Source organism: Pseudoalteromonas sp. UBA6610 (assembly GCF_002433295.1).
In the GTDB taxonomy this organism is placed as follows: domain Bacteria; phylum Pseudomonadota; class Gammaproteobacteria; order Enterobacterales; family Alteromonadaceae; genus Pseudoalteromonas; species Pseudoalteromonas atlantica.
Genome location: NZ_DJHW01000025.1, coordinates 1 through 26896, shown reverse-complemented (window position 1 = coordinate 26896; position 26896 = coordinate 1). Strand labels below are relative to the sequence as shown.

Annotated in this window: 23 protein-coding genes; 7 read left to right on the top strand and 16 right to left on the bottom strand. The window is 42.0% G+C overall.

Annotation, left to right across the window (positions count from 1 at the left end; translation table 11 throughout):
• Nucleotides 1-81: 81 nt before the first annotated feature.
• The 4 genes from B4F91_RS03825 to B4F91_RS03810 form a co-directional block, all read right to left on the bottom strand.
• Entirely contained in the window at nt 82-1173 is a 1092-nt protein-coding gene (locus tag B4F91_RS03825; RefSeq protein WP_286938742.1) for an OprO/OprP family phosphate-selective porin, read from the bottom strand.
• 1 nt (nt 1174) lies between these two features.
• Complete coding sequence (locus tag B4F91_RS03820; protein WP_096042696.1) at nt 1175-1762, bottom strand: DUF4956 domain-containing protein; 588 nt, start codon at nt 1760-1762, stop codon at nt 1175-1177.
• A gap of 1 nt (nt 1763) precedes the next feature.
• On the bottom strand, nt 1764-2681 hold the full coding sequence (locus tag B4F91_RS03815; protein WP_286938740.1) for a polyphosphate polymerase domain-containing protein: 918 nt from the start codon (nt 2679-2681) through the stop codon (nt 1764-1766).
• A gap of 77 nt (nt 2682-2758) precedes the next feature.
• On the bottom strand, nt 2759-5314 hold the full coding sequence (locus B4F91_RS03810; protein ID WP_286938738.1) for a CotH kinase family protein: 2556 nt from the start codon (nt 5312-5314) through the stop codon (nt 2759-2761).
• Nucleotides 5315-5442: 128 nt separating this feature from the next.
• On the opposite strand from B4F91_RS03810, the gene B4F91_RS03805 reads away from it, so the two are divergent.
• Together B4F91_RS03805 and B4F91_RS03800 are read left to right on the top strand one after the other, a co-directional pair.
• A complete protein-coding gene (locus B4F91_RS03805) occupies nt 5443-5901 on the top strand; it encodes a thioredoxin family protein (RefSeq protein WP_348689276.1) in 459 nt (152 codons plus the stop codon).
• A gap of 139 nt (nt 5902-6040) precedes the next feature.
• Nucleotides 6041-6385 carry a hypothetical protein gene (locus tag B4F91_RS03800; protein ID WP_126009495.1) on the top strand — a complete coding sequence of 115 codons (345 nt, stop codon included), beginning with the start codon at nt 6041-6043 and terminating at the stop codon, nt 6383-6385.
• Nucleotides 6386-6478: 93 nt separating this feature from the next.
• Here the strand turns inward: B4F91_RS03800 and B4F91_RS03795 are convergent, their stop codons facing one another.
• Nucleotides 6479-7372 (bottom strand): LysR family transcriptional regulator, encoded by an 894-nt coding sequence (locus B4F91_RS03795; protein ID WP_286938734.1) that lies wholly within the window; start codon nt 7370-7372, stop codon nt 6479-6481.
• Between the two features lie 137 nt (nt 7373-7509).
• On the opposite strand from B4F91_RS03795, the gene B4F91_RS03790 reads away from it, so the two are divergent.
• Complete coding sequence (locus tag B4F91_RS03790) at nt 7510-8586, top strand: YeiH family protein (RefSeq protein ID WP_286938732.1); 1077 nt, start codon at nt 7510-7512, stop codon at nt 8584-8586.
• A 26-nt stretch (nt 8587-8612) separates the two neighbouring features.
• Here B4F91_RS03790 and B4F91_RS03785 read toward each other — a convergent pair whose 3' ends face one another.
• Both B4F91_RS03785 and B4F91_RS03780 read right to left on the bottom strand, forming a co-directional pair.
• Complete coding sequence (locus B4F91_RS03785) at nt 8613-9920, bottom strand: DASH family cryptochrome (protein WP_286938731.1); 1308 nt, start codon at nt 9918-9920, stop codon at nt 8613-8615.
• 130 nt (nt 9921-10050) lie between these two features.
• Nucleotides 10051-11778, bottom strand: coding sequence for a DUF885 domain-containing protein (locus B4F91_RS03780; protein WP_286938729.1), 1728 nt, complete (start codon nt 11776-11778; stop codon nt 10051-10053).
• A gap of 217 nt (nt 11779-11995) precedes the next feature.
• Between B4F91_RS03780 and B4F91_RS03775 the strand changes: the two genes are divergently transcribed.
• Together B4F91_RS03775 and B4F91_RS03770 are read left to right on the top strand one after the other, a co-directional pair.
• Complete coding sequence (locus tag B4F91_RS03775) at nt 11996-12583, top strand: DUF4202 domain-containing protein (protein ID WP_121638651.1); 588 nt, start codon at nt 11996-11998, stop codon at nt 12581-12583.
• 39 nt (nt 12584-12622) lie between these two features.
• Nucleotides 12623-13123 carry a zf-TFIIB domain-containing protein gene (locus B4F91_RS03770; RefSeq protein WP_288635382.1) on the top strand — a complete coding sequence of 167 codons (501 nt, stop codon included), beginning with the start codon at nt 12623-12625 and terminating at the stop codon, nt 13121-13123.
• 109 nt (nt 13124-13232) lie between these two features.
• Here the strand turns inward: B4F91_RS03770 and der are convergent, their stop codons facing one another.
• The 9 genes from der to ndk all read right to left on the bottom strand — a co-directional run bounded on the left by der (nt 13233) and on the right by ndk (nt 24035).
• On the bottom strand, nt 13233-14699 hold the full coding sequence (gene der / locus B4F91_RS03765) for a ribosome biogenesis GTPase Der (protein WP_004586988.1): 1467 nt from the start codon (nt 14697-14699) through the stop codon (nt 13233-13235).
• 74 nt (nt 14700-14773) lie between these two features.
• On the bottom strand, nt 14774-15952 hold the full coding sequence (bamB, locus tag B4F91_RS03760; RefSeq protein WP_004586989.1) for an outer membrane protein assembly factor BamB: 1179 nt from the start codon (nt 15950-15952) through the stop codon (nt 14774-14776).
• Nucleotides 15953-15962: 10 nt separating this feature from the next.
• Nucleotides 15963-16583, bottom strand: coding sequence for a YfgM family protein (locus B4F91_RS03755; protein ID WP_004586990.1), 621 nt, complete (start codon nt 16581-16583; stop codon nt 15963-15965).
• A gap of 19 nt (nt 16584-16602) precedes the next feature.
• Complete coding sequence (hisS, locus tag B4F91_RS03750) at nt 16603-17883, bottom strand: histidine--tRNA ligase (RefSeq protein WP_004586991.1); 1281 nt, start codon at nt 17881-17883, stop codon at nt 16603-16605.
• Nucleotides 17884-18279: 396 nt separating this feature from the next.
• Nucleotides 18280-19398, bottom strand: a complete 1119-nt coding sequence (ispG, locus tag B4F91_RS03745) for a flavodoxin-dependent (E)-4-hydroxy-3-methylbut-2-enyl-diphosphate synthase (RefSeq protein WP_004586992.1) — start codon at nt 19396-19398, stop codon at nt 18280-18282.
• Between the two features lie 5 nt (nt 19399-19403).
• A complete protein-coding gene (locus B4F91_RS03740; RefSeq protein ID WP_286938724.1) occupies nt 19404-20300 on the bottom strand; it encodes a RodZ domain-containing protein in 897 nt (298 codons plus the stop codon).
• A complete protein-coding gene (gene pilW, locus B4F91_RS03735) occupies nt 20297-22162 on the bottom strand; it encodes a type IV pilus biogenesis/stability protein PilW (RefSeq protein WP_286938723.1) in 1866 nt (621 codons plus the stop codon). The genes B4F91_RS03740 and pilW overlap by 4 nt, the downstream gene beginning before the upstream one ends.
• A gap of 126 nt (nt 22163-22288) precedes the next feature.
• On the bottom strand, nt 22289-23419 hold the full coding sequence (locus B4F91_RS03730) for a bifunctional tRNA (adenosine(37)-C2)-methyltransferase TrmG/ribosomal RNA large subunit methyltransferase RlmN (protein ID WP_004586995.1): 1131 nt from the start codon (nt 23417-23419) through the stop codon (nt 22289-22291).
• 184 nt (nt 23420-23603) lie between these two features.
• A complete protein-coding gene (ndk, locus tag B4F91_RS03725) occupies nt 23604-24035 on the bottom strand; it encodes a nucleoside-diphosphate kinase (RefSeq protein ID WP_004586996.1) in 432 nt (143 codons plus the stop codon).
• Between the two features lie 217 nt (nt 24036-24252).
• On the opposite strand from ndk, the gene yegQ reads away from it, so the two are divergent.
• Together yegQ and B4F91_RS03715 are read left to right on the top strand one after the other, a co-directional pair.
• Nucleotides 24253-25644 (top strand): tRNA 5-hydroxyuridine modification protein YegQ, encoded by a 1392-nt coding sequence (gene yegQ / locus B4F91_RS03720; protein WP_288635381.1) that lies wholly within the window; start codon nt 24253-24255, stop codon nt 25642-25644.
• A gap of 660 nt (nt 25645-26304) precedes the next feature.
• Nucleotides 26305-26697: a hypothetical protein gene (locus B4F91_RS03715; protein ID WP_288635380.1), complete on the top strand. Its 393-nt coding sequence runs from the start codon at nt 26305-26307 to the stop codon at nt 26695-26697.
• Nucleotides 26698-26896 lie beyond the last annotated feature (199 nt).

Below are 26896 nucleotides of genomic sequence, written 5' to 3'. Positions count from 1 at the left end.
AAAATAAGCCCCTGTATTAAACGTTACGTTTAACACAGGGCTTTATAGTTTTAGGCTAACCGGCTTAACATGCAAAGCGCATTAAAACGAATACTGCAGCCTTAATGAGATTGCATTGCCCGATGTGATAGTACCGCCTGCTTCAAAGTAGTCGGCTTTAATGTAGTCGGCCATAAATTTTATGTTTTTGTTTACGGTGTAGTTAACACCAAGGGTGTAGGTTTTTGCGTCTTGGTTTTCTTGCTTGAGCTTAAGTAGGCTGTAGCGGCCTGTAATTTCCCAGCCTGGCTCTGAGCTTGCGCCTAGTTTTGCGTTTTTATACTTACGGTATCCGCCCGATAGCTGATAACCAAATTGCAAATAGCCGCCTTCGTAATCATTGGTTGTATTTTCAATACTGGTTACTTGTGCTTGTTGCCACTCGGCCATCATGGTAAATCTATCTTTAAGCCATAGTAGCTCTACGCCTTGTTGCGAGAGGCTATCTGCATTAATTTTATCGCCTTCTATTAATGTGTCGGCGGTATACACTTCAAGAGGTTCATTCACTCTAAATTCGTTACCGTCGTACTGCCTCTCACTAAATGCGACGCCCATGTGTAAAAGGTTGGTGTTTTGCTGCCATGGCACCCAGGCTACGCGCCCTGTAATAGCAGACGTTGCTTCGTCTTCATCGGGCTCGTAATAACCTAGTTGCCAATTTACTGAGGCTATGTCTCCCGATAGGCTAATACCAAAACTACGCCCTGGAGAAAACGCTTCGCTTATCATGCTGCGCTCAAGCATTAGCAATTTACGCGAGCTAGTTAGTTTTTCTAGGCCAAAACCTTCTTTTTGCTGGCCTATGGTTAAATCGGCATATTTCCAGCCAGAGTATTCTAGGTAGGCGTCTTTTATTTCGGTTTCGCCATCGGCAAAGCCAAGCTGAAATTTACTTTTCCAGTCTTTGCTTATGTCTGATTTAAAACTTAGGCGTGCGCGGCGTATTTCTGAGGTACTTTCTGAGCTGTTGCTGTCGTATTGCCCCTCTAACAATGAGGTATCAAACTTGTTGTAGTCGAGCATGATATAGCCGCTTAGGTCTATGTCGTCGTTAATTTTGGCAAAGCTTGCGTTACTAACAAGGCAAAGCGCTGAAAGTGCCGCATAAGTAATCGTTTGTTTAGAGGTCATGTTAGGCTGCCTTTGTTTGTTTTTCGGCTAAGTAACTTACTTTTAGTTGCGCTACGTCTCTTAAAAAGTCGATGTGTTCTATATCTACAGCAACGACGTTTAGGCCTGTGCGCTGTTTTAAATCATTGATGAGAATGGCTTGGTTTTGTGGGGTTATGTTTTCTATGCGCTCGTAGCAAACGCTTTGTACTTCGTAGCGTTTTACAAATACGCTTGAGTCAATCAAAAAGGCAATTAAGCAAATAATGCCATTAAGAATACCTAGCTCAATTAAGCTCATTTGCCCTACAGAGGTCAGTAAAGCAATGGCAGTAACAAGGAATAAGTAGGTCATTTCTTTAATCGAAATAGACTCAGTGCGGTACCTTAGCATGGTAAATACAGCAAATAGGCCAAATGCAAATTCCATCGACATATCAACGCCGTGCAGCAAAAAGGTAATAATAAAAACGCCTACGCCAAATAAAATAAACGAGCCTGCTACCACTGCATTTTTACTTACGCGAAAGTAACAGCCATAGCAAAGTACAGCCAGCGATAGGATGTTTACTAAAAAGCGGGAAAGAAAAATAAGATCTAATTTGGTCATTTTAATTATTCTCTAAAGGTAAAAGCGGGTTAGTGCGGTTAAGGTGTTTTAAACAGGCTAAAACAGGTTTAAAGCGGTTTACTTTTAAACGCTCGGGGTAAAGCAAAGCACAGCCAATGCAGTATTTACTAAACGAGGCAGGGGATATGTGGTGTTTGCTCATAAGTTTATAAAATGGCGAGCGTTTTGTTTTTTTACTTTGTTTAAGCTCGGCAATAAAAAAGCCCGGTAAGGTTATTTTGTTATCGCCTTTTGGGGTGTTGTACCACAGGTTAAAATCAAGCGTTAAACGCTCGGCTTTTTCTTCGTTAGCTAGGGCTATGCGGTTATAGCCGCTTTGCTGGGTTACATTTAAATGTGCAAAGCTGTTTTTCATTTGCTCTTTAATAAACGCCGTGCTGTTAGCTTGCTGGTTGTTAGTTTGCGCGAGCTTTATACGTGTTTTTACTGTGCGGCTTTGGTTGTTTTTTAGTTTTACTTCTAGGTATTCGGTGGCTGTATCAACGTAGCGCCTTTGGCGTACTTTGTAGCGGTTAAGCTTACCGTTATGGTGGGCTTTATATAAATCAAGTTCGGGTGTATCAAAGTACTGATTATAGTAAGAGAATAAACGCTTACCTTGTATATCAAGTACACGGTACTGGCCTTGTATATGAGTAAGTAGCTCAGGTAAAAAAGACAGTGGCAGCATAAACTTGCTGTCTACACGGTTCATTAAATTAGCGTTATTAAGATCGTTTAACCCGTAACCTTCAAACGGAATAAGTAACTCGTTAATTAAGCTTGTTAATGAGCCATGCGCGTTTGACTCTTGAGGCTGAGCCTGCTTATTTTTAGTGTTTATAGCAGTAATTGCTACTGGTGAGGTAGAAGTATCCTTTTCAAAAAGTTCATCCTTAAAACGTGCTTGAATTGTCATAATTTTCTCAGATTATTAAATTGCAAAGTAATAGAGTGCAGTGCCAGCGTGCTGACACCGCATCAAGGATGGGTTGTTTATCTAGAGCAAAATCCGCTGCCATCACCCGCTGAGGGCAATGTGCCATCAAGCTGCGCGGCCATATTTGCTACGCGGTACTCCATAAACGAGGTTAAGCCGTAAAACTGCCCCGTGGTAGAGGTTAGGTTTTGCTCAAAGTAGGTTGAGCCATAAAAGCTAGTTGGGTCGTTTTGTACGTGCTCACGAATTAGGCTGGCTATTTCATTTACGCGTGCGTTAAATGTGTCGCTTGAAAGTGAGCCATTAATAAGCTGTGTTAAGTAACTGTGGTACGTATTGAGGTGGCTTTGCTCGGCAAATACATTAGCAATTAATGGGCGCTCGCTTAATGCGCCGCTTACAGGCTCATCAATGTAGAGCTCTCTTACATCTACGCCATTACAATCCATGTTAAAGGTGCCGAATGACTCGTTAAAATCCCACGGTAAAATGCTAAATACGCCATCGTCATCGTAAATATAATAGTTATGTGCAAGCGGGCCGTGGTAGCTATCTAAATTAGACAGTGAAGTACTAACCGACATATAACGCAGCAGCGTGTCTATATCTATGGCGGTGGTTTCGCCTTCATCGAGCGATTCTACAAAGTTAATAAAGGCGCCGTTATCGGTGGTGTCTTCGTTGGTTTGCAGGTTTATATCGGTGTAACTTTGTATGTCGTCACCTAGCCATAATAAATCGCTGCCTGTGCCATCTGGCTTGTATAAATCGCCATTACTGTTGGCAAAGTGTTTTTCAACAAATTCGCCATCTACGGCTTCTACCATTAAATACAAACCAAATAGTTCGCCGTTTACATAAAAGTTAACGTAAGCATGCTCAGGCGTTGGCACGTCCATTTCATCCATTAGCTCGTAGGCGATTACTTCACGCATGTACGACGGATCGTTAAACGAGTTTTGTAGTGTGAATTTTTTTAGCCCAAAAAACTTTTGCCCCGACACATATTCGTTAATATCAACCTTAAAGCTGTAACGGTCGCTACTAGAGTTGGCAACGCTGCTTAAACTTGAGCCGCCTTTAGTGCGAATAGCCACGCTACCGAGTGTTACCCCATTAAAGGTAATAGCGGTTTCGTGGTACTGCTCATCAAGTGGGTTATCTAGAATGTCTTGCCAGTTTTCGTCGCTAATTGTAATAGAAAGCGTATTAACGGCCGTAGGTGTAAAGGCGGTTGCAACTGTATTTTCACTACTTGGGGTAGGTGTTAAAAACGCATGAGTAAAGCCTGTACTGCTACTTAGGCCGTAACTAAAGCCTGTGGCTACATCACTTTCATCCCAGTCAATATAGTCAATTACTTCATCGTTGAGTATTAAGCTTAGCTCGTCTTCTTTGCCTAGATTAAAAGGGACGTAGTAAGTGCCTGGGTCTTCATCGGTGGCATAAATAGTAATGTATTCACCTGCGTATAAATCTATGTCGGGAAGGGTTACGGGGTCTATGTCGTCGCTTTCATCAATAACTTGGTAGTTGGCTAAGTTAATTGTATTTTCGCTGTTGTTGTATAGCTCAAACCAGTCGTTGCCATCGTCTGCGGCGCTTGCCACTATTTCGTTAATAACGAGTGGCCCGTGGGTTGCTTGGCTGTTTGAGCTAAGCTCTGTTGGAGTGAGTACCGCAGTTGCATCGCTGCCATCTGGGTAGCGGCCATAGCTGTAACCACTTAGCGCTTGGCCTTTATTCCACGATAACTGCTCTATAATTACATTGTTACTGTAAAGGCTGACGGTATCGCTTGCGCCTAATTTAAACGCTACGCTTGGCAGGTCGCCTAAATCATCGGTGCTTGCGTAAATGCGGTAAAACTCACCAGGCGATAACGTAATATCAGGTAGAGCAAATTGCTCGTTATTGTCATCACTTAGTGTGTAGTCGGCTAAATAAACATCGCTACTGCTTGTTACATAAAGCTCTATCCAGTCCTCGCCGCCGCTGCTGTCTTTTGCTACTACTTCGTTTATACGAAGTGGAGCATCTTCAGCAATTAGCGTTGTAACAAGTGTAGAGGTATCGGCTGTTTGGTTAGCTGCGCCCTCTGTTGGCGTTAGTGTTTGCGCGGTGCCGGTGCCATCGGTGTATAAGCCGTAACTAAAGCCTTCAGCGGCTTCGCCTTCTTCCCAATCAAGTACAGACACCGCAGTGCCGTCCTCATATAACGTAACCGCATCGTCGCTCCCTAGTTTAAAGGCAACGTAATAACCGCTATCGGGCGGCGTGTCGGTTTCATCAATGGCTTGAATAACAATAAATTCACCTTGGGAAAGCGCTACTGCGGGTAAAGCTTGAGGCTCTCTGTCGGCGTTATCATCAACAAGTGAAAATACCGATAAGTCGGCTATATCTTCAGTGGCGTATAGCTCAATCCAGTCGTAGGTGGTATCGCTTGGGCTTGCGACAATTTCGTTAATAACTAAGCCCGTTGAGGTGGTTGTTGATGATGAGTCAGTTTGCTCTGTGCTGCTATCGGTTGTTTGCTCAGTACCGCCACAGCCATATAAAAATGTAGTAGAGGCGATAACTGAATAAAATATAAAAGGTTTTATATTCATGTATGCACGCTTATTATTTTATTAAAGTGGGCAAACTATAAAAATAGAAGGTGCAAACAATGTGTAAACATTCAGTAATATTCAGTATAGTGAGCTTAATTACTCACTTTAAAAGTTACTTTAACCTTATGTTTAAACAATTAATTTTATTGTGCGCGTTAAGCATGCCGCTTGTAAGTAATGCCGCTACTGCGCCATTTTCGGGCGATATTACAACTGATGTACTATTAAACGATTACGATAAGTTTAATAAGCAGTACAACGCATTTACGCCAACCGAGCAAGATATAGCCTTAATGCAAAAGCTAGAAGGCAAGGCATTAGTTGTATTATTTGGCACTTGGTGTCACGACAGCCAGCGCGAAGTACCAAAGCTTATTAAGTTACTTGATGAATCAAAGGTAGAGCTTGCAAGCGTTAAATATGTGGCCGTGGGTTACAACAAGCAAGACGACGCCGGAATAGCACAGGCGCACGACTTGCAATACACGCCAACGTTTATAGTAAAAGATAATGGTAAAGAGTTAGTACGCGTAATTGAAAAACCAACGGGCACACTGGCACAAGATTTAACGCAGGGTTTGTGAGTAGAGCTTGGGGCTATGAGAGCTTACTGATTCAGCCTAATAGACTTATAAGTTAGCTTGTGGGCTGTTATGAATGATCTCTTAGTATTTCAATATGAGAGGTCAGGATTTTACCCCTTTGTTTTTTTAAGGAGGAAGTATGTTTTTAAAAAGTGATGTAGAAAAGCTTGAAGAAAACTTTAGGTTAGCTAAGCAGGCATTACCTGATATTGATAGTTCTAGTGGCTACCCTAATTATCCTGAAGTTATTTCTGAATTTATGAATAGTCTATGTTCCCCTCCGTGGTTAAAAATTGATTATGACCCAAAAGAAGTAAAAAATATCATTTCAAATATAGATAATGCTTCCCCTGATAATTTACGTAATGTATTGACAGATGCAAATCGTATTGAACGTTTTGGTTGTGGGCAATGGGCAGTAATTTTAGGCGGAGATTTTTTTCCTTTAGTTATAGCTCGTGCTTATGAGCTCACAAAACCCTAACAAACATAAGCGATAGAGGACAAACTGTCTCACACATCACGAGTTATCAACGCTCGCTTTAACGTTTATGTAAATTTACGACGCGCGTTAAATTCACTCATTTAAAAATTGAGCACTAAATAAACTTTTTTCGAATGCTTGCGCAGCATGCGAAGACGGTCTGTCTTTATAATGCAGTTGGTATAGCGGCCGAGAGAGTTGCTCGTTATTTTTTTGGCTCAGGCGTGTTAATTTACCTAACTGCACTAAATCTTCTGTGACTACGTTTGGCAATAAAGCGACCCCCATACCTTGAGCAACAGCTCTTGCTATTGCTTCGTTGCTGCCTAATTGCATACTTTGCTCTGCTTGTACGCCATGCTCTGCTAATAACTTTACAGACATTTCTAACGTGCCAGAGCCTGGCTCGCGCAGTAGCCAAAACTGCTCGTTTAACCATGCTTTTAAGTCTTTAGTGGGCTTAAAGTTGCTCGGTATAACCACACTCATCAAATCATTTTGCCAGTGCTTACTTATTATATGTTGCTCGGTAGGTGTGCCTTCAACCAGCGCTAAATCTATAGTGCATTCTAGCAATGCGTGCTCAATTTGCGCGGTATTAGCCACTTGTACTTCTACTTTTATATGCGGGTACTGCGCACAAAATTTGGCTAAATAAGGCGGTAGCCAATAACTGGCAATGGTGGTGCTGGTGCCTATAACTAATGTACCGCGCTTAAGCCCTGTGCGCGACTTAATATCGTCAATGGCGGCTTTTTCGATAGCAAAAATACTGCGGGCGTGATCATACAAAGCTTGGCCGCCTTCGCTTAAGGTGAGCTTTTTACCCTTAGATGCACGTTCAATAAGTTGAATATTTAACTGATGCTCTAGCTCTTTTAGCGCTTTAGAAACAGCGGGCTGGCTTATAAAAAGCGCTTCGGCTGCGCCTGAAAAGCTACCCAATTTAGCCACTGTATAAAACACCCTAAGCGCATGTAAGTTCATTGTATAACCTTAAATTGCATAACTCTAAATTGTATAACTTTAAGTTATCAAATCATGATTTTAATATATTGGAGTTATATTTTGAGCTTTCTTACAATTAAGTCAACACATCAACTTGGTTTAAGTGAGGGAATATTATGCTTAGCGCTATTAAAAATAGTTTTCAGCCTATAGGTATTAATACTAAGCAATACGGCGATACGCGCTGGTGGTTAGGTATGCTGCTGGTGGTTGTGTTAGCGGGGGCATCTGTTGCATTAAGTAAGTTACCTATAATGCAAAGTGCGCAATTTAGCTCCTTAACAATTGGTATTGTGCTTGGCATTATTGTGGGTAATAGTGTGTTTTCGCGTATAGCTACGCGTACAGATGTAGGCGTTGATTACGCTAAAAGTATATTACTCAAAGCGGGCGTTATTTTATTTGGGTTTAGAATTACTTTTGCGCAAGTAGCGGGTGTGGGCTGGCATGGCCTATTAACCGATGTGGTAATGCTGCTTGGTACGTTTATATTAGCAGTACAGCTAGGTAAGCGAGCTTTTAAGCTTGATGAACAAACAACCATACTAATAGGTGCGGGTAGCTCTATTTGTGGCGCCGCAGCGGTAATGGCAACTGAGTCAGTTATAAAAGCACAAGCGCATAAAGTATCTGTAGCGGTGGCAACGGTTGTGGTGTTTGGCACGTTAAGTATGTTTGCCTACCCAATTATGTTTGAATATATGGGTGTGAGTGAGCATGCGTACGGTATTTTTGTTGGTTCAACCATTCATGAAGTTGCGCAAGTGGTAGCAGCAGGGACTGCGGTAAGTGCCAATGCGGCTGACACCGCCGTGATAGAAAAAATGCTACGCGTAATGATGCTTGCGCCATTTTTAGTAGGCTTATCGTTTTGGCAAAGTAAAAAGCATGCAAACATAAACGCACATGGCGGCGGGCAAAAAGCAGGTATTACAATCCCTTGGTTTGCAGTGTTATTTATAGTGGCAAGTGGCGTGCATTCGTTATCGGTTATTCCGCAAGGAACTACAAACGCTATTATATGGTTTGACAATATACTACTTACCATTGCCATGGTCGCACTTGGGCTGCGTACACATGTTGGCGCTATTCGCCAAGCGGGTATAAAGCCACTGTTATTAGCAGGCTGTTTATTTTTGTTTTTAACCTTAGCTGGCTTTGCCATTAATGTAGGCATTGCGCAGCTGTTTTAAATATAACCTGGTGGAGGGAGATTGGCTTAAATAGGCCAATCTACTTCGTTTAAGTGATCGAGCTGCTGTGTTTTATTACTGTGCCCGTGCCATTTATTGGTATAAACACCATTTGGATCAAACTGCGCGGTTTGCTTTTGTATATTAAAGTGGCGGCCGCCACGCGGGTCAACCCCCACACCGGCTATGTACTGCCAGTTGCCCCAGTTTGCTGCTACATCGTAATCAATAAGTTGCTGCTCAAAATAGGCTGCGCCGTATCGCCAATCAAGGCCAAGCTCGTTTACTAAACAGCTTGCTGCAATTTGCCGTGCTCGGTTTGAAATGTAACCCGTAGTGTTTAGTTCTTCCATAATGGCATTTACAAGCGGGTATGGCGTTGTGCCGTTACACCAAGCAGCAAAGCGTGTAGGTGTAAAAGTAGTAAGCGGTTTAGTTTGTTTTTGCCCTTTAAAGCTAAACAGGTTGTTACCTGCTTTAAGTGCGTGCCATTTAAAATACTCTCGCCATAGCAATTCAAACTTAATCCAATAAGTAGACTCGTTTGCCGTATTGCATTGCTCGTAATTTTCTACGGCTTTGTAAACTTGTTTTGCACTTATACAGCCAAAGGCAAGCCAAGTACTAAATTTGGTGGTGTTGTTAAAACCATCAAGCTCGTTGCGAGTCGTTTTATAAGTACTTGGCATTGTGCCTGCAAAGTATTGTTTTAAATGAGCTTGCGCACTGTTAAGCCCGCCATGCATTACGCCTTTATTTGTTATACGTTCTAGAGGTTTTTTTGCGCATAAAGTTATTGGCTTAGGCAGCAAACCGTTTGGCAAAGTAGAAGGTGTAATGGGGCTATTGGCGGCCTCTACCTTTTTACGAAACGGGGTAAAGTGTTTAGGTAATTCGCTTAAATCAAAGGGGAGGTCACTTTGCTTAAAGAGCGTGTCTTGCTGCGTTCCTGTAAATTGTGTATTGGGGCAATATGCTTTGAGTAAGTTTATTTGGCGTTGCTCGTACACGCCAAATTGTTCGCTGTATACCACTTCATCAATATTTTGCTCATTAATACGCGCTTTTAAAAGCGATACGGGTTCGCCCTCAAGCACATGCAGGGTTTGCCCGCGCTCAATAAGTGTTTGTTGTAGCTCGTACAAGCTTTGCATCAAAAACTGCTGTTTGTGTATGCCGTAAGGTTTTTGTTGGTAATTATTATTTTTAAACCAGTGCGGGTTAATAACAAATACAATATCAAGCGCGCATTGCTGCAACACAAGGTCACTCAAAATTGGGTTGTCGGTTAGGCGTAAATCGTTTTGTAGCCAATATAAAATGCGTTTGCTCATACTCATGCTCTGGTTTTTGTAATCATTAAGTTTACGAAGCAAAAGCGGGTAGGGATTAGTTTTGAGGTGTTTAATGCGGTTTTGTAAAGGGCGATAAACTTACCGCCCTTTAGTGCTTAAAAGTCGTGTTTTAACTTACTGGTTTTTGCTCTGCTATCCAATCGTTTATAACGTCTTCAAGCACTGCCATAGGCAATGAGCCTTGGCCAATAACAGTGTCGTGAAAGCTGCGTATATCAAATTGAGCGCCGAGTTCTTTTTCGGCTTTTGCGCGCAGTTCGCGTATTTTTATTTCGCCCATTTTGTATGAGAGCGCTTGGCCTGGCCATGAAATGTAACGATCTATCTGATCCTCCACCGCACTTTGTGGTAAAGCGGTGTGACTGGCTAAGTAATCAATTGCTTTTTGGCGGCTCCAACCAAAGGCATGAATGCCGGTATCAACAACAAGCCTCACCGCACGCCACATTTCGTAGCCTAAACGGCCAAAATCGCTGTATGAGCTTTGATAAAAACCAGCTTCTTTACCTAAGCGTTCTGTGTATAGTGCCCAACCTTCGCCAAATGCAGAGTGGCTAAGTGTGCGTCTAAATTCGGGGACATTTAGCTCCATAGCAATGGCGTTTTGTAAATGGTGCCCAGGTATGGCTTCGTGCAGACTAAGTGCTTCTAAATTATATAAAGGCTGCAGTTTAGGTGTTGAGGCTAAAAAGTAAGTACCTGGTGAGCGGTTATCTGGTGGTGGCATATAAAACGCACCACGACTTGCTGAGCCCTTAATAGTAAAGGTGTTACGCGGTAAGTGGCCAAAGTAAGTGGGCAATTTGCCATACATTTTTTGCGTTATAAACGCGGTTTTTTCTAGCAAGTCTTGCGCGTCTTTTGCGTAAAATTGCTCATCGGTTGCTAAAAATTCTAAAAACTCACTATAGGTGCCATCAAAGCCTACTTCATCAATAATATTTTGCATTTGCGCTTTAATACGCGCGACTTCTTTAAGGCCTAGTTGGTGTATTTGTTTAGGTGTGGCGTTTGTTGTGGTGTAGTAATTAACTGTGTACTTGTAGTAGTCAAGCCCGCCTTTAACGCTTGCTATGCCCGGCTGCGCTCTACAATGTGGCATATAGTCATTTTCAAAAAAGTCGTAAAAATGCTGATACGCAGGAATTACTTTATCTTTAATTACGGCTTGGGCTTTTTGTTTTAAGTTTGATTTTTGCGCTGTACTAAAGGTATTAGGTATACGCGTAAAGGGCTCGTAAAGGGCGCTGTTTTCGGGGTTTTTAACTATGTGCGCGCTAATGCTTTGGCTGTAATTTTCAAAGGTTTTACAGTAATGGGTAAATCCTGTTTTTATCCCTTCTTTCATTAAATCAATATTTTGCTGATTAAAGCGCGGGTAGTCGGCAAGGCTGATTAAAAATGCGTTGTAATCATCAGCTGTTAAAAAAGCCATATTAGCGGGTGCTTCTGCAAAGTAGGTATGCCAGCCACTTAAAAAATTTACCGGAAAATACTTATCTTGATAAAGGTAGCTTTGCTGCTCGGTTTCTCGCTCATATTTAAATAAGCGGTAGTTCATTAGCTGATCCTTGTTGAGCGTTTTTGGATCAATGTTGGCTAAGCTTTTTAGTACATTGTTGTTATACGCTTGGCGCTTAGCAATGGCTTGCTCGCTCCAATTTGGTAATGTGCCGTTTGGTTTCCAACCGTCTGGATCGGTTCGAAAAAATATTTTTTCAGCTTTGGCATTTTGCCAGTGGTTATCAATAATGGTTTTTAAATCGCTGTTACTGTCGGCAAGGCTTGGTAGCGAGGTGGCTGCTAAGCAAATAGCTAAAATACGTTTTTTAAACATAGTGATCCGTTATTGGCGAGTTAGTCGCGCTTTTTTATTTTAATTTGTGCTCAATATAGTACCAAGTTAACTTAATCAATGCGCTTACTTTTACAACCTGTATTTATTGGTTTTATATTATGGTTGAGCAAATTTCACTGCATAACTGAGTGGCGCACTAGTTTATTGTTTTATCAGCGTTTAGAATGATTAAAACTTATTATAAAAAATGACCGTCATGTTTAATAAAGTAATCGCCTTAATTGATGAAGCAAACAACCAAGACCCAAACAGTGAGCAATTTAATGGGGAGAGTGTTCCTAAAGAGTATTTATACTCACAGCGTATGAGCGATATGCTTAGCCGATTTAACCCAGGTGCTGACGAGCTTATGCAAATTGCAGTGCGTGGGCAGCATATACAACGTTGGAAGTCGCCGCGTAGCGACTTTGCAATGAACAAGCAAGGCTATCATCAGTGGCGCAGTGCGCTTTATATATTTCATGCCAGTAGCGTTGTTGCGCTTATGCAGCAAGCAGGGTACAGCGATGCTGAGCAAAACAGAGTGTACGATGCAGTTGCTAAAAAAAATATTAAACGTAACCCAGACAGCCAATTAGTAGAAGACGTAGCAAGCCTGGTATTTATTGAGCATTACATGCTCGGGTTTGCTAATAGTAAGCCTGATTACGATGAGCAAAAATGGATAGGTATTATTCGCCGTACATGGCAAAAAATGTCAGACGACGCGCATGAGTTTGTACTTGCAGGTAATATTACATTACCAGCGCCGCTTGTTGGGCTTATTCATAAAGCACTTGAGTAAAGTAGTGTAAGTTAAGTATTAAAATAAAAGGATTTTAGAATGTTATGCCCACGCACAAATACCTCTCTTGAGCCGTTATTAATTGGCGGGATTACTGTTTTTACGTCAGCGCAAGGCGGCGTATTTTTTGATAACAGCCAAATTTTTAAGTTTAGCTCGCCTGAGTTAAAGCATGGTCAGGTTCTAATTAAGTATTTGAGTAATTACATTGAAGGTGAGGGCGATGTATCATCGCGAGTAAATTGCCCAAAGTGCCCAAGCATAGTAATGATGCGCCGGTTTTTTTCACCGCTCAAAGTTGTTGAAATAGACGAGTGCCCAGGTTGCGCTGGCATATGGCTTGATAGTGGGGAGCTTGCAAAAATACACGAAAACCATTTAACACCCAAAGAGCGAAAACTGTTAGCGCACGAAATGGCCACCAATCATGGGTTTATATCTATTAAGCCGCCAAAATCTAAGTATTACCCGAAAGCGCCTAAAAATAGCCAAGACACCACCGTTGAGCGGTTGGTGCAATTGGCATTACTTAATCTTTAATACCAAGCCTCAAAATAGATCACTTAATTAAACTAATTGGTATAAAGCATAAAAAAACGGCGTACTAAAAAGTACGCCGTTTTTTGTAATAAATTAACGCTTATGCCGTTTATTTATTACGGTTTTCTTTTGCAAAGGCACGTATTTTACGTTTTTGCGAAAGCGTTACTTTGTTAGTACGCCCTGCAAATGGGTTATCACCTTCTCTAAATTCAATTTTGATTGGGGTGCCCATAATTTTAAGTGCTTTACGGTAGTAGTTCATCAGGTAGCGTTTGTAGCTATCGGGTAAATCGTGAACTTGGTTACCGTGAATTACAATACGTGGCGGGTTATAACCACCGGCATGCGCATATTTAAGCTTAACACGACGACCACGAACAAGTGGCGGCTGATGATCGGCCTGTGCCATGTCCATAATACGGCGTAGCATTGCGGTGCTAATACGTTTAGTTGCTGACTCGTACGCTTCATCAACCGATTCAAATAAATGGCCAACACCTGTACCGTGAAGTGCAGATATAAAGTGCAAGCGTGCAAAATCAATAAAACCTAAACGGCGATCAAGCTCTGTTTTAATGCGATCTTTAACGTAATCATCAAGCCCATCCCATTTGTTCACGGCAATAACCAATGAACGACCTGAGTTAAGCGCAAAACCTAATAAGCTTAAGTCTTGATCAGAAATACCATCGCGAGCATCAACAACCAGTAATACAACGTTTGCATCTTCAATAGCTTGAAGCGTTTTAATTACTGAGAACTTTTCAACTACGTCGCTTACTTTTTTACGCTTACGAACACCTGCGGTATCTATTAAAATATATTCTTTGTCGTTACGAGTCATCGGAATATAAATAGAGTCGCGGGTGGTGCCTGGCATATCGTATACAATTACACGTTCTTCACCGAGTATACGGTTTGTAAGTGTAGACTTACCTACGTTAGGGCGGCCAATAATAGCCAGTTTTACTGGTTTATCGGCAAACGCTTGGTGGTCTGTATCGTCGCCTTCAGCTTCTTGATAAAGGTCGATTAACTCTTCATCGTCATCAGCAACGTCTTCATCTAGTGCTGCAAGCTCTGCAATTACAGGCTGTAAAGTGTGCTCTAAAAGCTGTGTAATACCACGCCCATGTGCTGCTGCAATATGGTGAATATTACCTAATGATAATTGATAAAATTCTGCACAGTTTGAGTCGGCGTCAATGCCATCTGTTTTGTTGGCAACCACAAAGCTTTTTTTCTCTTGCTTGCGCAAGTGATTAGCAATGGCTTGGTCAGCAACGGTCATGCCTACGCGGGCATCAACCAAAAACAACACAATATCGGCTTCTTCAATGGCAAGTAACGACTGGTCGGCCATTTCGGTTTCGATGCCTTCTTCAGAGCCATCAATACCACCCGTGTCTACCACGATAAATTCATAGCCATCGTAATTAGCTTGGCCATATTTTCTATCTCGTGTTAAACCTGGAAAATCGGCTACGAGTGCATCACGAGTACGTGTTAAACGGTTAAATAATGTGGATTTGCCCACATTGGGTCGCCCAACTAGAGCGATCACGGGAAGCATAAACTACCTCTTTAAAAAACAACAAAAGGCTTCGCAGTGCGAAGCCTTACAAAAAACCTTTAAGTGTTAGCTAGTTAGTTAGGGGTGTTTACCACACTAACTTCACCATCACGGGTGTATAAAATTAGCTTGTCGTCGGCTACAACCGGCTCAACAAAAAAGCCTGAGCTGTCAAATTCTTCACGAGATACTAACTCGCCAGTGTCTTTGTTTAGCCAATGTAGGTTACCTTCTTGGTCACCTAAAGCTAAGTGGCTACCTGCAACTGCAGGGCCTGTTAGGTACCAACCACGTAGAGCGGGTTGGCTCCAACGTTCAATACCTGAATTTTTATCTAATGCGTAAATTACGCCTTCGCTATCTACTAAGTAAATAGTTTGTGCATCCATCGCTATTTCGCGGTAGCTGCTGTATTCACGTTTCCATACAACATTGCCTGAGCGAATATCTACCGCTGCTAGGTTACCGTTGTATGCAATGGCATAGGCGTAAGGGCCGCTAATAATTGGTTGTGTGTCTACATCAACCAAACGCTCAAATTCTGATGCGCCTTTAGCAACGGCAATTTCTGCACTCCATGCTGAATAACCGCTCTCAGAAATGAGTACACTTAATTTACCTGTCTCTAAGCCTACTAACACACCACCGTTTGCAACTGTTGGCGAGCTTTGGCCACGCAATGTAAGCGGTGGTACTTCTTGTTCAAAGTTCCAGCGTTCTTCGCCTGTATCTGGGTGCAGCGCTAATAGTTTACCCGAGCCTAAATTAACAAAAATTAGACCATCGCCCGCAGCTGGTTTTGATAACGCTTCGCCTGGCACATTTTTACGCCATACTTCTTCACCCGTTTCGCGGTCAAGGGCAATAATAAATCCGTGCTCAGAGCCTACGTAAATTTTACCATAAGCTTGTAATATACCGCCTGATAATTTTGCTGTGCCGTTATCTGACCATGGCCAAAACGATAAATCTTCACGTACGTCGGTTTCCCATAACGTGTCGCCATTGGTAAGCGAAAGCGCTTCAATTTGGCCTTCGCGGCTAGCTACATAAATAGTGTCTTTGTATACAGCAGGCGATAAGCGAGAAAAATAATGTTCTACACCACTGCCAACCGACTCTTGCCACACTACGTCTGTTTCAAATTGATTAACAATTTCAGGAAGTACTAACTCGTCTTCGTCATCACTTGATGAACAACCCATTAGCGTTGCCATGCACAGTGCGAGAGTTGCTGTTGTTATTTTTTTCATACCTAAAACCTTATGCCGCTGGGCTAGTTACTGCTAGGTCGTCTAATTTAATTTGTAATAAAGGGTTTGTTGTTAACCCGCCTGCATCGGCAGCTGCTTGATACGCAGTGCGAGCTTGGTCTTTATTACCTTGTGCAATGTAAATATCGCCTTTTAGCTCAGCTACATTGGCGTTATATGCCTCAGGTAGGGGTGAGTTTAATGTACTTAGGGCTTCGTCAAATTTACTTTGCGCAAGTTGAATACGTGCTAAACGCGTAATGGCAATGGCTTTAAGCTCTTCGCTTTGGGCGTTTGTAACAATCCAGCTAAGTTTTTCGCTAGCAAGGTCTAATTTTTTTGCATCAACAGCGTCTTTTGCCGCAACAAAAGCGGCTAAAGTTGCATAGCTTGTGTCTTGGTTGTTTTTAATGAATGTATCGGCTGCGCCAAGTACATCGTCACTTTGAACAAGTGTTGTATATTCGTCAGACGCTTGCTCAGCAGTTGTAATTTGGTTTTGGTTGTATGCTTTCCAACCGTATAAGCCGCCTAAACCTACAATTACACCTAGCGCAAGTGAAATACCGTTTTCGCGAAAAAAGCGCTTAATGGCTTCTGCTTGTTGTTCTTCTGTTGAATAAATGTCCATTATTACCTCTTAAGTTAGCTTAGCTATTGATAAGCTCAGCTAATAGCGCTTTAGCTTGTTCTAATTCTAGTGTGACTTGCTCTTTACGCTCACGTAAATATTTTATGGTCACAACGCCTTTTTCTAATTCATCTTCGCCAATAATAACAGCCACTAGTGCATCGCTTTTATCAGCTCGTTTTAGTTGTTTTTTAAAGTTACCGCCACCGGCATGCACCATAACGCGTAAACCGGGTACGTCGCTACGTAGTTGCGCTGCAATGGCAGGGGCTTGTACGCTGGCTTTGTCGCCCATTGCCGCTAAATATACATCAGCATTACGGCGAATGTCACCTACACACTCAAGTGCTTGGAGTAACAGTACTAAGCGCTCTAGACCCATAGCGAAACCAACTGCGGGCGTTGCTTTGCCGCCAAGTTGCTCAACTAAGCCATCGTAGCGTCCGCCAGCACACACTGTACCTTGTGCACCTAGGCTATCTGTTACCCATTCAAATACGGTGCGGTTGTAGTAGTCTAAACCACGTACTAACTTTTCATTAACCGTGTATATGACGCCAGCTGCGTCTAAACGTTCACATAAATTTGCAAAATGTTCTTTTGATTCAGCATCTAAATGCTCAGACAATTTAGGCGCATCCACTAAGATTGCTTGCACGTCTGGGTTTTTGCTATCAAGTACACGTAATGGGTTTGAGTACATACGGCGCTTTGAATCTTCATCAAGCACGTCGGTATGCTGTTCAAGGTAGGCAACGAGTGCATCGCGGTAATCAGCACGTGCTTCGTTAGAGCCTAACGAGTTAAGCTCTAAACGTACGTGTTCGTTAATGCCAAATGCTTTCCATAATTGCGCGGTAAGTAAAATAACTTCTGCGTCTATGTCGGCTGTGGCAATACCAAATGTTTCTAAACCAAATTGGTGAAACTGACGGTAGCGGCCTTTTTGAGGGCGCTCATGACGAAACATCGGGCCCATGTACCACAGGCGCTGCTCTTGGTTATAAAGCAAGCCATTTTGGTTACCTGCACGTACACACACTGCGGTGCCTTCTGGGCGAAGGGTTAGCATGTCGCCGTTACGATCGGCAAAGGTATACATTTCTTTTTCTACTATATCGGTTACTTCACCAATAGAGCGTTTAAATAAGTCGGTTGATTCTACAATAGGAAAACGAATTTCTTGATAACCGAACGATGCTACTGTCTCGCGTAAAATGTTTTCTACTTTCTGCCAAACTTGCGTGTCGCCCGGCAGACAATCGTTCATACCGCGAACTGCCTGAATTTGTTTTGCCACTGATAAATCCTAATTACTGTTTATGTGTAATAAAAAAATGCTTACACAACAAGAATGCTAAAAATTGACCCGTCATTATATACCCAAATGACCCCATGATGCGAGCGTCGTTTGAATTAAAAGCGATTTAGGCAAGGCATTGATTGAAAGTAATAGTGGTTCTATTGTTAAAATCAATAACGCAGTATAAATCGCTTTTAAACCAACCCGTTGGGCGGTTCACAGACACTTACTCTCATCGTTGTTACTTTTTAAAAGGGATTGCCATTCTTGCAAAGTAACGCCTTGATATTAAGAGCCTGTGAAACGCTGAATTCTGTACCTTGGGGTCGTTTGGGTATCCTCTAGCTATAAAGGTAAACGCCAAACAACGTGGTTTGGCGCTTTATACGGTATTTATTCGACTATTTTAATGTCGATAGGTGTTTGCTGCTCTTTTTGAGCAATAAAGTCGCGCACGTAGCCTTCAAGCTGGTCAACAATGTTGTTGTTATCAATACGCGCTTTTTGACGCTCGCCATTAATGTATAAACCTGAGCGGCGGTTTGCACCGGCAAGGCCAATATCACTAACAAGGGCTTCGCCTGGGCCGTTAACGACACAACCAATTACCGAAACAGACATTGGCTCAACAACATCTTCTAGGCGCTCTTCAAGCTGGTTCATGGTGCTCACTACATCAAACTCTTGACGTGAGCAGCTAGGGCATGCAATAAAGTTAATACCGCGAGAGCGTATACGCAGCGATTTTAAAATATCAAAACCTACTTTGATTTCTTGAACTGGGTCGGCAGCAAGTGATACACGTAGCGTATCGCCAATACCTTCGGCAAGTAACATGCCTAAACCTACAGCCGATTTAACCGAGCCTGAGCGCATACCGCCGGCTTCGGTGATCCCTAAATGCAGGGGTTGATCTATTTCTTTAGCAAGTAAACGATAAGCGCCTACAGCTAAAAATACGTCTGATGCTTTTACCGATATTTTAAATTGGTCAAAATCAAGGCGGCGTAATATATCTACATGGCGCATTGCTGATTCAAGTAATGCCTCGGGAGTTGGCTCGCCGTATTTTTCTTGTAGGTCGCGCTCTAATGAGCCGCCATTTACACCAATACGAATAGGGATATTATGCTCGCGTGCAGAGTCTACAACGGCTCTAATACGCTCTTCACTGCCTATATTCCCTGGGTTTATACGTAGGCAATCTACGCCATATTTTGCCACTTTTAACGCTATGCGGTAATCAAAGTGAATATCGGCTACAAGCGGTATACTAACTTGCTCTTTTATACTTTTAAACGCTTCTGCTGCATCCATAGTTGGTACAGATACACGCACTATATCGGCGCCGGCATCTTGTATTGCTTGGATTTGCGCTACCGTGGCATCTATATCCATGGTGTCGGTATTGGTCATCGACTGCACGGCAATAGGGGCACCGTCACCAATAGGCACGTTGCCTACATTGATGCGGGTTGATTTTCTGCGTTTAATTGGAGATTCTGAAAACATAGCGACTACTCTGCTAATGGTAATTTAAATTTGGCTAAACGATTTTTAGGATAACCAGAAATATCAACTGGTTCGCCGTTTAGAGAAACACTAACTACGTCGTGCTTACCCAGCACAACTGAAAAAGGCGGGGTGCCGCTTACAGCCATTTTATAGCCTGCTTTTTTTACGCCAAATGCTATGCGCTCACCTTCGCCATCGTGTATTTCTACCCAGCTCTCATCGTTAAACACCATGTTAATTGTACTGGTGTTACTTTGCGTGTCGGGCTCGTTAGTGGCTGTTTGGGTGCTAGCGGCAATAGGCGCAGTGGCATTAACGGCTTCACTTAAGGGGGCTTGTTCAGCACTTAAAGGCATTACAGCCGGTGTGCGCTCAACTGCCTGTGTTGCTGGCATTTGCGAGGTGTTCTCGCTTTCGTTATTTAGCGCGTTGTTATTTTGCTGGTTATCTAAAATTGAATTTTCAATATTGATTGTGCTTGTTTGCTCATCGATAGGCGTAGCATTTTGCCAAAACCATAAGGCAGATGAGCCAATAACAATGGCTAAAATAATGTAGCTCACCAGCATTAGACGGCTGTCATGGGCTTCTTTTTCTGTGCGGCGCGAAAAGCTTTGCATGTTAGCCGGCTTTGTAGGCTCGGGCGGTGCAGGCAATTTAGCTAATATAGGGGCGCTATCGACGTGTAGTTCACGGCAATAGTTTTTAATGTAGCCTTTTACAAAGGTAATTGGGCCTAACGTTTGGTACTGATCGCTTTCTAAGCGTTGCAGCTGAGAAATAGAAAGCTTAAGTGGGCCAGTAAGTGACTCTAAGCTTACATTAGCCTGCTCTCGGTGCGCTTTTAATAGTTGCCCAACACTTGGCTCATCGCTTTGTTGCGTAGTTTCTTCTGTCATAATAGGTACGAATTTGGATCCACTAGTAATAGTCTGTGCCCAGGTGTAAGTTCTATATCTGGGCTTAATTTATTCCATCGCATTAATTCATCAATTAATACATGCCGCTGGGTAGCTATGTCGTAAAGGGTATCGCCAGCTTTAATCTCGTAATAAATATTAGGATCGTTTAAATAAATTTTACTTCCGTTGATAACGCGATCCGACTCCTTTAGACCATTCCACTGCAGGAGTTTTTGTAGTTTAACATTGTATCGCACTGAAATGCTAAATAGGTTTTCACCAAACTCAATAATATGAAAAGGCACCTTTAAAGGGGGGACTTTTGGATTAAGCATGGGAGGCTCTTGTTTTACACTTGGTTGGTAGTTTTTTAGTGTAATGTCGTTACTGTCGCTGTATGGATTATTACTAAATACCGCACTGTCTTTTTTAGCCTCATAAAATACTACCGAATTATTTAAGCCCGTATTCTGTGGGCCATTTTCAGCAGGGCGTGTATTTTGTGGGGTGTTAAAGTTAGCTTGTTTGGGCGCACCAAATGAAATTATTTTTACTTCGTCATCATCTTTGGGTGTTTGTTTAGCGACGGCTTTTGGCGGCTCAGCTGTGGGTGTAGACGTTTGTTGCGCTTGGTGAGCCGTTGTTAAAGCCAAAAGCACCGCTGCGGTATCTGTATTAGATTCTGCAGGCGCAGATGTTGTAGTTGCTACTTGGGCAGTATTTGTTACGGTTGGAGCCGCTGCCGCAGCTGGCACTACTGCTTTTGTTGTTGTAACTACTTCAGCCTGCGTTGGTTGAGCCGCTGGCGTGAAAGTGGCAGCGTCATCATTTTGCTCAGCTACGGTTTTTTGTTTGTTTGCTGCGGCAATGGTTGCCTGTGCTTTTGCCGTCTCATTTAATACTGGGCTTGAAGGCTCAACCCCTGGAGAAATTAAGCTGGTCGAATTATCGGTAGTTGGGCGCTTTTTTCGGATAATTTTAATTTTTGGTTGCTCAACACTGATTTGCTCTTCGCCATACTGCTCTTGAAGCTCCTCGAGTTGCGCTTTACGGTATTTTTCGCGCAGTATTTCAAACTCAGTTTGTTTAGTACGATTATCACGAATAGCATAGGCTTGTTTACTTGTTGGGTAAGTTTGCATTATGGTGGCGGCAATTTTTTCTGCTTCTTCTATTCTGCCCATGCGCTGCTTAATTAAATAACCAAGCAATAAAGCACGTGCAGACACTCGGCCGGTGTCGTCATGGCGCTTTAATACTTCGCTGGCTTTATGTAAATCGCTTTTGGCATAAAAAAGGGCGGCTAAGCTTATTAGGGTCGATGTACGTTGCGAGCTGTGATTAAGCGCTTGTTTAAAGTAACTCTCTGCATTTTCAAAGTCGTTAAATTCTATGGCACATAATGCAAGGTTTTCGTAGCTTTCGGCAACGCGAATATAGCTTGGAATATCAATTGCTTTTAAAAACTGATCGGTCGCGCGGTCATACTCTTCAATACTACATAAAAACACACCGTAGTTATTAAGCGTGTTCGGATCGTCAGGCTTAATTGCTAATGCTTTTTGATAGGCTTTATCGGCACGCTCTTTTTCGCCTACTTGTTGGTAATAATAAGCAAGAGAGTAATGTACTTCAGGTAGATTTGGGGCAAATTCTATAGCTCGCTCAAGGTTATACTTTGCTTGCGAGTTGTTGCCAGTTTCTAAGTATTGTAAAGCGAGGGCGATACGAGTGCGTGCTGCGCCTGCATTATTGATTTTGTTTTCGACGACGGGTTTGTCACTGCCGTTATAACTACTTTCACTTACGCACCCTGTAAGGGCAAGTGTTGAAAGTGTTAAAGCAAGTAAAGATCGCATTACCTTGTCTCTGTTTTTCTATCCATAGCGCCTATCTTACCTAAAACCCTTAGTGTTGCATCATTTATTTAAAAATAAACAACTTAACCACCCTGCACAGGGAATATACGCAGGGTGGTTACAGGCTTATGCTTGCTGGATATTTACGCTAATTGCGTTATCGTCACGCATTTTCTTTTTCGCCATACGTTTAGTACGGTCAACAACATCGCCGGCTAATTGCCCACAGGCGGCGTCAATATCGTCACCACGAGTACGGCGCACAATACACGTAATACCCGCAGCTTGTAAAACCTTAGAAAAACGGTCAATACGGCTGTTGCTAGAGCGTGTGTATTCGTTACCCGGGAACGGGTTAAACGGAATAAGGTTAACTTTAGAAGGTGTACCTTTAAGCGTTTTAACCAGCTCATGTGCTTGGTCGGTGCTGTCGTTAACGCCATTTAGCATAACGTATTCAATAGTCACGTCTTTATTTGCTTTAGAGCCATCGATATAACGACGACACGCGGCTAAAAATTCTTCAATTGGGTACTTTTTATTAATTGGTACAAGTACGTCACGCAGAGCGTTATCGGGAGCGTGAAGAGAAATAGCAAGTGCTACGTCTATTTTTTCTTTTAATAAATCAAGCGCAGGCACAACCCCTGAGGTACTTAATGTTACGCGGCGCTTAGATAAGCCAAAGCCCCAGTCATCCATCATTAGTTCCATTGCCGGCACTACGTTTTTAATATTAAGTAGGGGCTCGCCCATACCCATCATTACTACGTTGGTAACTGGGCGTTTTTCGCTGTTGCCATCAAGGCCTATGTCTTTAGCTACACGCCAAACTTGGCCAATAATTTCAGACACTTTAAGGTTACGGTTAAAGCCTTGTTGCGCAGTTGAACAAAACGTACACTCAAGGGCACAACCCACTTGCGAAGATACACACAAGGTGGCGCGGTCTTTTTCTGGGATCCATACAGCTTCAACTTCTTGGCCGCCATCAAGCACTAATGCGTACTTAATTGTGCCGTCGCTTGCTTGTTGGCGTACAGAGATTTCTGGCGCAACAATTTCGCATTCGTTTTTAAGCTTTTCTTTAAGCTTTTTATTAACGTTGCTCATGTCGTCAAAGTTATCAACGCCAAAATGATAAATCCATTTCATCACCTGGTCGCCACGAAATGGCTTTTCACCGAATGATACAAATAGCTCGCGCATTGCATCTCGGTTTAAATCTAATAAGTTAATCTTTTTTTGCTCGGTCATGAAACAACCTCAATCGGTGACGGTGGAGATAAAATTTACAAGGGCGAATTGTACACAATTCACCCACTTTAATCATTAAGTAAAATATCAAAAATGCATTTAAGGATACTTTACGTAATGACTAAAAAAGGGCTCGAAAGCCCTTTTCTTACTTTGCATTACAGCGTTAACTGTAAAACTCGAATTAACGAGTACGTGGGCAAAGCTCTTCGTCAGCGAAGAAGTACGCGATTTCGCGAGCAGCAGATTCAACAGCGTCAGAACCGTGAACAGCGTTTTCGTCGATGCTATCAGCGTAGTCTGCACGTAAAGTACCAGCTAGTGCTTCAGCAGGGTTAGTAGCGCCCATGATTTCACGGTTTTTAAGAACAGCGTTTTCGCCTTCAAGAACGGTAACCATTACTGGACCAGATGTCATGAAAGATACTAAAGCACCGAAGAAAGGACGCTCGCTGTGCTCTGCGTAGAAACCTTCAGCTTTCTCTTTTGAAAGGTGAACCATTTTAGCTGCAACGATTTTAAGACCCGCAGTTTCGAAACGGTTGTAGATTGCGCCGATGTGGTTTTTTGCTACTGCATCAGGTTTTACGATTGAGAAAGTACGCTCTAAAGCCATCTTTATGCTCCAATAATTTTTAAATAAAAGTGTGAATATTTACGGGCGCGAATTATACGCGTTTTAATTGAAAAAACCTAATTTTATTAAAAACCAGTTTGGTTGCAGTTTTATGATCTTGATCAAAAGCACAATGTTTAGCGCATTTATAATGCCGCGCTTGTAAATTAATTAATCATGTAACCGATGTGTACTCGGTTAGCTGTACGGAGCGCATATGCCAGCTGTTTCTTCTGTAACTTCTTTTATTCCCGAACTGTTATGCCCTGCGGGGAGTTTAAAAAACATGCGCTACGCCTTTGCATATGGAGCTGATGCTGTGTATGCAGGTCAGCCTCGCTACAGTTTGCGGGTACGTAATAATGAGTTTGATTTAGAGACATTACAAATAGGGATTAATGAAGCCCATGCGCAAAATAAAAAGTTTTATGTGGTCTCAAATATTGCTCCGCATAACGCAAAGGTTAAATCGTATTTACGTGATATAGAACCTGTGATTGCTATGGGACCCGATGCGCTGATTATGTCAGATCCTGGGCTAATTATGCTGGTACGTGAAAAGTGGCCAGCCATGCCTATTCACCTATCGGTGCAAGCAAATGCAGTTAATTATGCAAGTGTTCAGTTTTGGGCAAAACAAGGTATTGAGCGGGTTATTTTATCGCGCGAGCTATCACTTGAAGAAATAACCGAAATACGCACACTCTGCCCAAATACTGAGCTTGAGGTGTTTGTCCATGGCGCGTTATGTATGGCGTATTCTGGGCGCTGTTTACTCTCGGGTTATATAAATAAGCGCGACCCTAACCAAGGCACCTGCACGAATGCCTGCCGCTGGAATTACGATGTAAAACCAGGCGTTGAAAACGAAACGGGTGAGATGGTGCATAAAATTGATCCGAACCAAGTTATTCCTACTCTTGGTGAAGGTACGTCAAGTAGCGAAGTATTTATGTTAGAGGAACAAGGTCGCCCTGGTGAGTATATGCCTGCATTTGAGGATGAACATGGTACGTATATTATGAATTCAAAAGATTTACGCGCCGTACAATACGTAGAGCAGTTAACAAAAATGGGTGTACATAGTTTAAAAATAGAAGGGCGGACAAAATCGTTTTATTACGTAGCGCGCACCGCGCAAGTATACCGTAAAGCCATAGATGATGCGGCATCGGGTAAACCATTCGATACTCACTTATTTAAAACACTTGAGAACTTAGCGCATAGAGGCTACACCGAAGGCTTTTTAAAGCGCCATGCCCACCAAGATTATCAAAACTATGAATACGGTCACTCTGTATCAACTAAGCAGCAATTTGTTGGGGAAGTAATAGGGCGCCATGCTGATGGTTTAGTTGAAATAGACGTAAAAAATAAATTTTGCACAGGCCACTCACTTGAACTGATGACACCACAAGGGAACATTATTTTTGAACTTGAATATATGCAAAACAAAAAGGGCGAAAGTATTACCGACGCCAAAGGCTCTGGGCATCACGTTAAAATTCGATTAGATACACGCATTAATTTAGAGCACGCAATATTAATGCGAAATTTAGATGAGCACCAAAATACCCGCAACCCCTATAAAAAAGTAGCAAGTGAGTAAGCGCTTGCATGGCACTATTTATAAATAATAAATGCATTAACTGCGATGGTTATAAGGCTTCTAATTAAATCTTTATAAAACAATGTTTTGCTTTGTCGTGCTATGGTTTGTGCTACGATTTTTAGTAATTCACAAGCACCTAGCTAGTATCTTAAAAACAGCCTTAAAAGGCAAATTGTATTAACTGAATAGTTGAAATTTTAGACTGGTAGAGTGTTTGAATCTTATATTCGTGTTTTGTAGCTTCTAGAATGAATTTGGAAAAGAGAATTGGTAGTTAATAAAAGTAAAACTTAGATTTTTCTTTTTTTTAACTCTCACTATAAAGTGCCTTATAGGGAGCATTAAGCTGCATTTTGGGCCTTAAAGTGACATATAGGTCACTTAAACTGCCAGCGGTTATAGCAAAAAAGTTAAGTATTGTTTTTACTTAATCTACTTCCTTAGCTTGTTTAATAAGCCTAATTAATATTATCGTCAGCACAGCAGCTGGTAATAGCCATATAAAATCACTCATTTTAAATTCTCAGTATTTGAAAAAGTACCTTAACCTTAATGTTTTTAAGGTATTTTGCAAATTTAAGTCGTTTATCTATCACCTTTCAATTTTTCTCCTGACTTATGCCTAGTTAGTTTTAGGACAAATAACTAGGAAAAATAATGAAAGATCAAAAATCACCGTTTATACGCCAATATGTACGCACTAGTAGATCACCGTGGGATGACATTTCTACAATTTTGCTATTAGCTGATGTAGTTGATAAGCAAACGAAAGAGTTGGGCTTCACAAACTACATTTATTTACACCGAGATAGCGTGGGAAGTGTTTTGGGTATTAGTATTTCTCAACAGTTACTAGCTGCTAATCCTGAGTTCTCAGAGCGGTATTTGGAGGGTATTGAAATGTATGCCCTTTTACTCATACATATTGAAGAAATAACAAACTTTTGTGGGTTGTTTACTGCAGAATTTGAGCAACTATTTATGCTAAAACCCAATGTATATTTTGCAGTTGCAGAAGACAGTTGGTTACGGTTAATAGAAAGCTCATAAAATCTGGCGAGCCTCTGGGCTAATGCCGATCAGTTAAGAAATATTTTAATGATCAGTTGACCGATCTTCTATAGATGTAAGAATCCGATGAGCATTTGCCATCGGATTTTTTTATGAATATTAAAACAGCTTTAGACACCGCATTTAATGCCAGTACCCAATTTCATTCGTTTGAAAAAACTCTCATCACTTCTAGATC